This window comes from Shewanella vaxholmensis (genome assembly GCF_031932135.1).
Lineage (GTDB): Bacteria > Pseudomonadota > Gammaproteobacteria > Enterobacterales > Shewanellaceae > Shewanella > Shewanella hafniensis.
Genome location: NZ_JAUOEV010000026.1, coordinates 61,813 through 72,301 on the forward strand (window position 1 = coordinate 61,813; position 10,489 = coordinate 72,301).

General features: G+C 46.4%; 9 protein-coding genes and 1 rRNA gene. 8 read left to right on the top strand and 2 right to left on the bottom strand.

The genetic code is table 11. The features are described 5' to 3' along the window. Positions 1-100: 100 nt before the first annotated feature. The 6 genes from Q4Q46_RS18730 (at position 101) to Q4Q46_RS18755 (ending at position 6,857) form a co-directional block, all read left to right on the top strand. On the top strand, positions 101-721 hold the full coding sequence (locus Q4Q46_RS18730; RefSeq protein WP_311906744.1) for a thiol:disulfide interchange protein DsbA/DsbL: 621 nt from the start codon (positions 101-103) through the stop codon (positions 719-721). Between the two features lie 618 nt (positions 722-1,339). After that, positions 1,340-1,606 (top strand): DUF4212 domain-containing protein, encoded by a 267-nt coding sequence (locus Q4Q46_RS18735; RefSeq protein ID WP_106650870.1) that lies wholly within the window; start codon positions 1,340-1,342, stop codon positions 1,604-1,606. Between the two features lie 11 nt (positions 1,607-1,617). After that, entirely contained in the window at positions 1,618-3,354 is a 1,737-nt protein-coding gene (locus Q4Q46_RS18740) for a sodium:solute symporter family protein (protein ID WP_311906745.1), read from the top strand. Positions 3,355-3,578: 224 nt separating this feature from the next. Next, on the top strand, positions 3,579-5,426 hold the full coding sequence (locus Q4Q46_RS18745; RefSeq protein WP_107404312.1) for a DUF294 nucleotidyltransferase-like domain-containing protein: 1,848 nt from the start codon (positions 3,579-3,581) through the stop codon (positions 5,424-5,426). Position 5,427: 1 nt separating this feature from the next. Beyond that, complete coding sequence (locus Q4Q46_RS18750; RefSeq protein WP_261273880.1) at positions 5,428-6,114, top strand: exonuclease domain-containing protein; 687 nt, start codon at positions 5,428-5,430, stop codon at positions 6,112-6,114. 146 nt (positions 6,115-6,260) lie between these two features. Further along, positions 6,261-6,857: a lecithin retinol acyltransferase family protein gene (locus tag Q4Q46_RS18755; RefSeq protein ID WP_311906750.1), complete on the top strand. Its 597-nt coding sequence runs from the start codon at positions 6,261-6,263 to the stop codon at positions 6,855-6,857. Positions 6,858-6,944: 87 nt separating this feature from the next. Here Q4Q46_RS18755 and Q4Q46_RS18760 read toward each other — a convergent pair whose 3' ends face one another. Next, positions 6,945-8,012 carry a ketoacyl-ACP synthase III gene (locus Q4Q46_RS18760; protein ID WP_311906746.1) on the bottom strand — a complete coding sequence of 356 codons (1,068 nt, stop codon included), beginning with the start codon at positions 8,010-8,012 and terminating at the stop codon, positions 6,945-6,947. 91 nt (positions 8,013-8,103) lie between these two features. Beyond that, positions 8,104-8,775, bottom strand: a complete 672-nt coding sequence (locus Q4Q46_RS18765) for a GntR family transcriptional regulator (protein ID WP_006082136.1) — start codon at positions 8,773-8,775, stop codon at positions 8,104-8,106. 464 nt (positions 8,776-9,239) lie between these two features. Here Q4Q46_RS18765 and gmhB point away from each other — a divergent pair, with 464 nt between their 5' ends. Both gmhB and Q4Q46_RS18775 read left to right on the top strand, forming a co-directional pair. After that, positions 9,240-9,788 carry a D-glycero-beta-D-manno-heptose 1,7-bisphosphate 7-phosphatase gene (gene gmhB / locus Q4Q46_RS18770; protein WP_311906747.1) on the top strand — a complete coding sequence of 183 codons (549 nt, stop codon included), beginning with the start codon at positions 9,240-9,242 and terminating at the stop codon, positions 9,786-9,788. Between the two features lie 615 nt (positions 9,789-10,403). After that, positions 10,404-10,489, top strand: a 16S ribosomal RNA gene (locus Q4Q46_RS18775); the annotation flags it as partial.

A 10,489-nucleotide genomic window follows, 5' to 3' on the forward strand; every position in this document is an offset into this window, starting at 1 on the left:
GTAAAAGCCGAGCTTTTAGGTTATCTTTGGCTTCCAAGTTTTGCTTGAGCGAATGTGTCATCCTTATTTAAATCAATGACGAATAAAAAGAGACAATATAATGAGCGTGTTTAATCGAGTTCGACCTATAGCCGCATTGGCGTGCGGATTAATGCTGAGTGCCAGCTTTGCACTGCAGGCCGCAAGTTTCGAAGAAGGCAAAGATTATGTTACGGTAGCGGGAATTACCGAAGCACAACAGCCTGTGCTGCGGGAGTTTTTCTCCTATAACTGCCCGCATTGCTATAAACAAGAACCGCTTATGGACTTGACAGTGCAACTGCTCGGCAAAGATGTCGCTTTTGAGCGGACCCCGGTTGGCGCTGGCCGTCCTGCTTGGGTACTGAGCCAACTTGCCTACTATGTGGCGCAAAAATTAAAGATGACCAAGCAAACCCATGGCGCTATTTTCAAGCAAATCCATGAGAAAGGTGAGCAATTTACTGCGCCCGAACAAGTTAAAGCTTTCTTTGTCGCTCAAGGTGCTAAGGTGGATGATGTTGATGCCGCGATGAATTCCGTCGATGCCAAATTCACTCTAATGAATTATGACTCTCAAGCTGAGCTTGCTGGGATCAAGGGCGTCCCGTCATTACTGGTTAATGGCCGTTATATGCTGACCTCAACCGCGCACACGCCAGAAGAGCTGGCGGCCTTAGTGAAGTTTTTAGCCGCGAAGTAACCGCGTTTAATAAATGGAAAATTGGTTTATCGCCGTTAAAGGATTACGACCTTGCAAGGTCATTATTCCGCCATTGGCCAATCTAACGTTAATAACCCAGTTTAGGCTGGGTTATTTTTTGCCTTAAACTCAAAAGATAACTCGTGGCCAACTTTGGTAAGCCAAACTGGGCGATGACTATTCTTAAGTGAAATCGCTGTGCGGTCTGTAGTGGTCAAGTAAGTTGAATGAGTGATTGGTAATGGCTTATTGATTAAATGATATCTCATCCATTATCAGCGCTAAAATCATAAATGATGTCAGTCTACAGTCATCATTAAAACTGTTTGAATTTCTGATTTTTCCATTTTAGACAACAAGTTATTCCTATCTATTACTTTTCCTGCCGCCCAATTCCCCATGTTTTTACTCATTCTTGTTCGACATTGGTCTAACCTGTTGAAAAAGTTGAAACTGTATCCAAATGTAAAATCATTGTTAACTCGTTGAATTTGTTTCTATTCACTATTTATGGACAGTGTTTTGAATCACGGGTTAGACGAAAGTCGTGATTGTGCTCACACCAGCTGTTGCTAGATTAAACAAGACTTAAAATTAAAACAGCACAGGGGAGTCACTATGGGTTTTGAAAATAACGACAAGGCAAAAGGCTACTGGCGCGAGAATTTACGTCTCGTACTGAGCTTATTAGCCATTTGGGCGGCAGTCTCATTTGGATGCGGCATTTTATTGGTTGATGTACTCAATGAAGTTCATTTCATGGGATTTAAATTAGGTTTCTGGTTTGCACAGCAGGGATCTATGTATGTATTCGTTGCGCTTATTTTTGTCTATGCGGCAAAAGCCAACGCCTTAGATAAAAAATATAACGTACAAGAAGACTAAGGAGCTTTGAGATGGATGTTCAAACACTAACGTATATTATCGTAGGGCTCTCGTTTGCGCTCTACATTGGGATTGCAATCTGGTCACGAGCGGGTTCAACCAAAGAATTCTATGTTGCAGGTGGCGGTGTTCACCCTGTTGTTAACGGTATGGCGACGGCGGCGGACTGGATGTCGGCTGCGTCGTTTATTTCATTAGCGGGTATTGTGTCTTTCGTCGGTTACGACGGTAGCGTGTACTTAATGGGCTGGACGGGCGGTTACGTATTGTTGGCTCTGTGTATGGCGCCGTATTTACGTAAGTTTGGTAAGTTCACTGTGCCAGATTTCGTTGGTGAGCGTTATTATTCACAGGCGGCACGTACTGTCGCAGTTATCTGTGCCATCTTTATTTGTTTTACCTATATTGCAGGGCAAATGCGCGGTGTGGGCGTGGTGTTCTCGCGCTTCTTAGAAGTGGAAGTCGACACGGGCGTGTATATCGGTATGGCGGTCGTGTTCTTCTACGCCGTACTCGGTGGTATGAAAGGGATTACTTACACTCAGGTTGCTCAGTACTGTGTATTAATTTTCGCTTTCATGGTGCCAGCCATATTCTTGTCTGTGATGATGACAGGCCACATTATTCCACAAGTGGGTTTCGGTGCTGAACTGCTCGATGCCGCGGGTAATAATAGTGGTGTTTACTTGCTTGAAAAACTCAACAATGTGTCAACTGAACTTGGCTTTGCCCCTTACACCGACGGTTCTAAGAGCATGATTGATGTGTTCTGTATTACTGGCGCGTTAATGATGGGTACTGCGGGTTTACCCCACGTTATCGTGCGTTTCTTTACTGTACCTAAAGTGAAAGATGCGCGTATCTCTGCGGGTTGGGCATTAGTGTTCATCGGTATCATGTATACCACAGTGCCAGCGTTGTCAGCGTTCTCTCGTGTAAACATGATTGAAACCATTAACGGTGCTGATTCGCAAGGTGTGGCCTATGAGTCTGCGCCGCAGTGGATTAAAAACTGGGAAAAAACAGGTTTGATCAAGTGGAATGACAAAAATGGCGACGGCAAACTTTACTATGCAGCCGGCAAGATGGAGGATCCTGCTAGCAAAAACGAAATGAAGATCGATAACGACATCATAGTATTAGCGACGCCAGAAATTGCCAACTTGCCAGCCTGGGTTATCGCTTTGGTTGCAGCGGGTGGTTTAGCGGCGGCCTTGTCAACTTCTGCGGGTTTGTTGTTGGTGATTTCAACCTCGGTTTCACACGATTTACTCAAGAAAAACTTGATGCCAAATATCTCCGATAAAAAAGAGCTAATGTTTGCTCGTTTAGCAGCGGGTGTGGGCATTGTGATTGCGGGTTACTTTGGGGTGAATCCACCAGGCTTTGTGGCCGCGGTGGTGGCGTTCGCCTTCGGGTTAGCGGCTTCTTCATTGTTCCCAGCGATCATCATGGGTATCTTCTCTAAGACAATGAACAAAGAAGGCGCGATTGCCGGTATGTTAACGGGTTTACTGTTTACTGCGGGTTATATCATCTACTTCAAGTTTGTGAATCCAGCCGATAACGTTGCCGCTAACTGGTTCCTTGGTATTTCGCCAGAAGGTATCGGTATGGTGGGTATGTTAGTGAACTTCGGTGTGGCAGCGTTAGTCAGTCGAGTCACGACGGCTACACCACAGCATGTTCAAGAAATGGTTGAATCGATTCGCTTCCCTAAAGGTTCGGGTGAAGCGAGCGGTCACTAAGCTCATCGCTTAATCATTCGCATCAACTCAAGAGAGCGCTTCGGCGCTCTTTTTTATTGCGTTCGAAAATGTTTTCCTGTCGTTGAGTGAGTTGGTGAGCCAAGGTATTGATGAGTTAATGCACTCAACCTAGGGCTGACTTTAGTCGAATGTAGCGCCGCGACAATGCAGGCTATAGTGATGACATATAAGTAAAAGTTTCGCTTAAAAAGAAGGTGTTGCCTATGAATGCCAGTGAGTTACAACCCGTAGTGCAATTTCTACAAGGGCTAGTGCCCTTTGATACTCTGCCTGAAGATGTTGTGGTGCGCTGCGCTAAGGCTGTCACTGTCGGGTATTACAGTAAAGCCTCTGGTTATGTCAATTTCGATGCTAATTCGCCCAAGTTGTATATGGTGCGTAGCGGCGCCTTTGAGGTGCGCGATCCTGAAGGCGTGCTGGTCGATAGAGTCGGCGAGGGGGAGTTTTTTGGTTTTTCGACCTTGTTATCGGGGGAGAAAGTCGTCAACAAGGTCGCTATTCTCGAAGACGGTTTGGTTTATCATTTGCCCCAAAGCTTGTTCGATAATCTCAGAAGCGAGAGCCGCAACTTCGATAAATTTTTTACCCGCGCATTTGCTAAACGTTTACGTCATGAGGCTCGCTTTAAGGCGAAAGATCTGACGACCACTAGTCGGATCAGCACGTTAATGTCATCCGCGCCTATTGTTATTGATGCCCACGCGAGCGTGACGCAGGCGGCACTCTTAATGCGAAACAGCCGAGTGTCATCCCTGTTGGTCACGGATAATCACAAGCTAGTTGGGATTTTAACCGATAAGGATTTGCGTAATCGGGTATTAGCGGCGGGGCTCGACGGCCATATCGCAGTGCATCAAGCCATGACGGTTTCGCCGATCTCAATTTCATCCAATGCGTTGATTTTTGAGGCCATGTTGCTGATGAGCGAGCATAACATTCATCACTTACCCATTATCGACCAAGATAAAGCTATCGGCATGGTGACCAGTACCGACATCTTGCGCGGGCAGGGCTCGCAACCGCTGCTGTTGATTGGCGAGATTGAACGCCAGCAGGATCTTGCCAGTTTAATTAGCGTCAGTAAGCAAATTCCGCTGTTACTGCAAAATTTGATCAGTGCCGATGCCAGAGCCGAAGAAATTGGCCGAGTATTAACGTCAGTCACCGATGCGCTGACACGGCGATTAATCGTGCTCAATCAACAATTGCTCGGCGAGCCGCCCATGGCTTTTTGCTGGTTGGCGTTTGGCTCACAGGGGCGCCAAGATCAAGCGGCGTGTTCAGATCAAGATAATGGCCTGTTAGTCGCAGAAGAGATGGATGATTTTGCCAAAGGTTATTTCGATGCCTTAACTCATGCGGTGTGCGCTGGGCTTGACCAATGCGGTTATGAGTTTTGCCCCGGCAACATTATGGCGCAAAACCCACAGTGGCGAATGTCGCTTAAACAGTGGCAACAAGTATTTGAAAAATGGGTAATAACGCCCGAGCCTAAGGCGTTACTGCACGCCAGTATCTTCTTCGACATGCGCTCGGTGTACGGTCCACAAACCTTATTTGATGCGCTGCAGGATAAAGTCTTGGCTCAAACCCGTGATAACGATATTTTCCTCGCGGGCATGACAGGCAATTCGCTGGTGGAGTCGCCACCGCTGGGCTTTTTCCGCAAATTTGTCCTCGAACGTGATGGCAGCGAAGTCAAAGGCATAGATTTGAAGCATAAGGGCAATGCATTAATCAATGATATTGCCCGTGTTTATGCCCTGTCTGCAGGGATCAAAGAAGTGAATACTGCGAAACGTATCCGTGCCTTGATGGATGCTAATATCCTTAACCGTAAAGATGCGCTTAATCTTGCCGATGCCCACGAGTTTATCGCCCATATGCGGTTATCGAACCAAGGTTATCAACATAATCTCGGGCTAGAGGTGAGCAATTATCTGTTACCCGCACATTTATCTTCGCTGGTCCGCCATCAGCTACGTGATGCCTTTAAAGTGGTGCATGAGGCGCAGGCGGGGATGAAGATGAAGTTCATGCGAAGTTTTTGATATGAATACACTGCTGCTGAAAACGAAACTTAATTGGCGGGCGCTACGTTGCCAACATCAGTTATTTAAGGGCTATTATCAATCGCTATTACCTCTGCTGGCGATGCCGTTATCCGAAGCACCTTTGGTGGCGATGGATTTAGAGATGACAGGTCTCAATCCGCAGCAAGATCAAATTCTCAGTATTGGCTTAGTGCCGATTGAGCGCGGCGAGATCCCTTTGGCGCGCGCCGAACAAAAGTTAGTGCAAATTCGCGGTAGTGTTGGCCAAAGCGCGACGATCCACGGGATCCTCGATAATCATCTGGTGCAGGCGGTGACGATTGAGGAAGCCATGGGCTGGTTTATCAATCAAACCTATGGTCGAGTGCTGGTCGCGCATCATGCTCCGCTAGATTGTCGCTTTCTGCAGCAGGATTTATTGGCGATTTATCATCAAGCCCTCGTACTCCCTGCTATTGATACACTCTTGCTTGAAAGGCATCGTTTGCTACGGGAACACTCAGTGATTAAAGAGGGCAGTTTGCGCCTTGGCGCTTGCCGCGAACGTTACGGTTTACCCATTTATACCGCTCACAGTGCGTTGACCGATGCCTTAGCCTGCGGGGAATTATTATTGGCGCAAATGGCGGCCATGGGCGGGGCGGGGCAACTAACTGTGGCAGATTTATTGCGGCAATCGACTTAGCTGTTTCATCTTAGGTTAATCACTTACAGGCTAGACTCTCTAACCCGTTTTAAGCTTAATTTTTAAGTTTAAAATCAATGCCACCAACTTGGCAATCCAACCAACTTGTACTTCACTCTACTAAAGTGAGTGCGTAGGAGAACATGATGCCGTTACCTTTGCTTTGGATGGGCAGTGCTGTAATTGGCGCAGTTTTGTTGGCCGATGAGCGCGAGAAGCGTCAGCAACTTGAGCGCGACAGATTACTCGGTAAGGCCCCTAAGTATCCCGTCGCCAATCGCGCTATGGTGGCGGCGCCGAGTCAATGGCAAAAGGGATTAAAACAAGTTGCGCCAATCCCAGGCAGTATTGTCTGTTGTTATGTCTTTGGCGTAATTGAACATACGGGTATCTGGCTTGGTGACGATTGCTTAGTTGAGTTACACGGTTCAGGGTTGGTGCGGGCGGTGTCGGTAAAGCGTTTCTTGGCGGGGCGAACGGGCAGCCAAATCTATCTTGCCTGTAATCATCTGCATCAACCACTCATCGCCGATGCAGTGTTGACCCGCGCCGAGCAGGCGATTTATCAATATCGTGAGTACGATTTATTTGACAATAACTGCCATCGATTTGTCTGGTCTTGTATTAGCCAAAGGGGCGAAGAGGTGGTTAAAGGTTTTAATGAGTTAAATCAAAAACTCGCCGAGCATTTTAATCAAGGTATTTATTGGGATGAGATGATCATGAGCAAGCTGAATGAATAAGATCTGTCGTCATAAACTAAAAAAGCCATCGATTAAGATGGCTTTTTGTTTTAGTAAAACACGATATTGTCGTTTTGCAGTAACCGTTTACGGCTTACAAAAATAATCCACAGCGCGTTTGACTAACTCTATGCCCGTTTTATCGCAAGGCGGTAACTCGGCATCACTGATATTGATAGGCGTCACGCGATCGCCCCATTGCAGCAAGAGTGCGGCAGAGGTTAAGCCCGCACCAAAGGCACAAGAGAGTATGGTTTGATTCGGCTTAATCACGCCTTGCTCTAATGCATCACAAATCGCAATTGGAATGGTTGCTGCCGAGGTATTGCCATAATTGGCAATGTTAACGAAGGCTTTTTCTTTCGGAATTTTCATCCGGCTGACTAAGGTATCGATAATGCGCTCGTTGGCTTGATGCGGGATAACAAGATCCACTTCATCTTTATCAACGCCACATTTTTCAAGCACTTTATTGCTTAACTTGTTCATGCCGTTAATCGCGCGTTTGAAGATTTCTTGGCCATCGAATTCAATAAAGAAATCCAATGACTCGGCAGAGAATCTGTCCATCGCCGTACCAAAGCCCGCTTTAAGAATGTCACGACCTTCAGGATCGTTATTCAGCTCATAACCGAGCACGCCACCGGCGACATCTGTTGCTTCAACGATAACGGCACCTGCGCCATCACCGAATAACACGGCAGTTTCGCGGCGTGACCAATCTAAATAGAAAGAGAGACGCTCGGCACCAATCACCAATACTTTCTTGCTCTGGCCACTCTTGATTTGTGAGCTGGCTAAACCTAAGCCATATAAAAAGCCACTGCAGGCAGCATTGATGTCGAACGCGGCACAACTGGCGCCAATATTAGCTTGTACAGTTGATGCGATATTCGGGATCAAAGTGTCTGGGCTGGCGCTAGCCAGAATGATCATGTCGATTTCACTGCCATCGATACCCGCAGCTGCGAGTGCACGTTGTGCTGCAACTGAAGCGAGTTCAGAGGTGTTAACATGACTGATATGGCGCTGGCTGATGCCGGTGCGAGATTTAATCCATTCGTCGGATGTCTCGATAAAGGTCGCAAGATCATCGTTGGTCAGAGTGGCTGGTGGAACACATTTGCCCCAACCTGTGATAGTAGCGTACTGCATGGTGGTTTCTCTCAAATAAAAAAGGCAGAACCTGAGCGCTGCCTTGAATCGACAACAAAGCTTATCGGCAACTCTAATGGCCGTCCGTGATCTAGACCACCTGTTTGGCGACGAGATCTCGAATTGTCATTGCGGCATGCAGAATATGATGACGCAGTAGCGCCGTCGCTTTTTCTGTTTCTCTCAGTTTGCAGTGGTTGAGCAAAGCTCTGTGCTCATGCTCTGCAGCAGGAATCCCCCCAGCGAGCAATAACTGCAAACGAATGTATCTATCACAATTAGTATTGAGGCCGTGAACAACCTCAAGGGTGTGTGGGCGATTAGCCGCCTGATATAAGCAAGTGTGAAATTGCGTATTCAACTCGCTCCAACTGGCAACGGCATCTTCATGTTTGAAGGCCGACTCCAATTGTTCGAGTACACGTTCTGCTTTTTCTAAATCAGCTTCTTGAAGCAGTGGGATCGCCTTAGCGAGCAGATCGGTTTCGATCATGGCACGTAATTCAAAAAGTTCGGTGACTTGCTCGACGGATAACACGGTCGCCGTTGCACCTTTATGGGGCTCAAACTTAACGAGTCCTTCGGCTTCGAGTTGCAATAAGGCTTCTCTCACCGGAATACGGCTGACATTTAACGCTTCAGCCAAGGCACTTTGTCTGAGTGGTTCTCCTGCGGCTATGTCACCTGAAAGAATTCTCTCTCTGAGCACTTCAACAACTAACTGGGTGCGGGTTTTGTGGACTATAGGCGTAGTTCGACTCATTATTTCCGTCTATTTCGGGTATTTTCTCGTTATCTGCCCAAGATTACCGTTAAAAACACCACAAATAAAGGGGAATGCTTGATTGAGTGCTGCATCTTAGGGATTAACAATGCCCAAATGGCGAGGGTTTTGATGGTTCTAGCGTTCTCTATTAAACGCCGTTCTTGGAATCAATCTCTATTGCAACGGCTATCATTTTTCTCAGAGGGCTGTTTATCTCTTGTAATGAAGTACTTTGATTAGCCAGATCACAGGCTCATCAATTGAGCATGAACTCAAAGGTGTAGAGAAAGTTGGACAAGGCATTTCCAGCACTGGGGCTTTTGGGGACAGTTTTGTTTACATCTCGCCATAAGTAACGTCAACGCTCAATTTAGCGCTAAAAGCACAACTTCGCGGTGCAATTTCTGATAATGAATGGAATAATAGCGCGATAACGCCTTAGGCGATTTTGGAGTATTACAGTGAGTCGAGCAGTATTTTTAGACCGTGATGGCGTGATTAACAAAGATCATGGTTATGTCCACTTAGTGGATGACTTCGAATATATCGAAGGTGTGTTTGAATCTTGCCTCTCTTTGAAGGAAATGGGCTACAAGTTAGTTGTCGTCACAAATCAATCTGGTATTGCCCGTGGTATGTACACAGAAGATCAATTCCACAGCTTAACTGAGTGGATGGATTGGAACTTTGCCGACAAAGGCGTTGAACTCGATGGTATCTACTATTGCCCGCACCATGCTGAAAATGGCATAGGGGAATATAAGGTCGACTGTGATTGCCGCAAACCTAAGCCGGGTATGCTCAATGATGCAGCGCAATTCTTAAACATCGACCTAGCACTCTCAGTCATGGTTGGCGACAAAGCCGAAGATATGCAGGCAGCGAAAGCTGCTGGCGTGACCACACGTATATTAGTGCGCAGTGGTAAGGTTATTGCTGATGACAGCGATGCGACTGTGGTACTCGACAGTATTGCCGATGTGCCAGCTTACTTAAAAAGCCTGGGCTAGTCGCTGCACTACTACTTATAAGCAGATAAACATTTGCTGATAAGTTCATCTCAAGCAGCAACTATCACAGTAACCAGTGGCGCAAGTTGTCGCTCTTGTTGGATGAGAGTTTGCGAGAGAATCGATCCAACATGGCATAAAGAGCTAACCTATAGGTTGGCTCTTGTCATTTCTAGCGCAGGATTAACCTCATCTTTTGCCTTAATCCAGCTCAAATTCGATAATGTTGGCGTTAAAATACACTTTTAGTTTAAAAAGTGTGCGCTTGAGTCGTTTTTCGTAATTATTCGTGCCAAAGGGGTTGCGGTAAAATCTGATATCCCTATAATGCGCATCCACTGACCCAGCGGGGTCAAGGGTTAAACGCTGAATAAGCCGCTAACCATGCTCTTTAACAATTTATCAAGCAAATCTGTGTGGACACTCACAGGTGTTGAGTTAATCGAAACTGCTTAACCTTCGGGTTGGCAGTCAAAAATTTAAATCAACCAATTCTTTCACGAGAGTGATGAGTGTTCATAGCAATATGTACAAAGACTTACTACTTATTTTCGAATAAATAGGAGTCGAACAGGATTCGTTGAGCCGTTTGACATAAGTCAAACAACAAAACTTTAATTGAAGAGTTTGATCATGGCTCAGATTGAACGCTGGCGGCAGGCCTAACACATGCAAGTCGAGCGGCAGCGGGAAGATAGTTT

Excerpts from the sequence above, each read along its gene's own strand:
- Q4Q46_RS18730 (WP_311906744.1), top strand. The coding sequence starts at position 101 with ATGAGCGTGTTTAATCGAGTTCGACCTATAGCCGCATTGGCGTGCGGA.
- Q4Q46_RS18735 (WP_106650870.1), top strand. The coding sequence starts at position 1,340 with ATGGGTTTTGAAAATAACGACAAGGCAAAAGGCTACTGGCGCGAGAAT.
- Q4Q46_RS18740 (WP_311906745.1), top strand. The coding sequence starts at position 1,618 with ATGGATGTTCAAACACTAACGTATATTATCGTAGGGCTCTCGTTTGCG.
- Q4Q46_RS18745 (WP_107404312.1), top strand. The coding sequence starts at position 3,579 with ATGAATGCCAGTGAGTTACAACCCGTAGTGCAATTTCTACAAGGGCTA.
- Q4Q46_RS18750 (WP_261273880.1), top strand. The coding sequence starts at position 5,428 with ATGAATACACTGCTGCTGAAAACGAAACTTAATTGGCGGGCGCTACGT.
- Q4Q46_RS18755 (WP_311906750.1), top strand. The coding sequence starts at position 6,261 with ATGCCGTTACCTTTGCTTTGGATGGGCAGTGCTGTAATTGGCGCAGTT.
- Q4Q46_RS18760 (WP_311906746.1), bottom strand. The coding sequence starts at position 8,012 with ATGCAGTACGCTACTATCACAGGTTGGGGCAAATGTGTTCCACCAGCC.
- Q4Q46_RS18765 (WP_006082136.1), bottom strand. The coding sequence starts at position 8,775 with ATGAGTCGAACTACGCCTATAGTCCACAAAACCCGCACCCAGTTAGTT.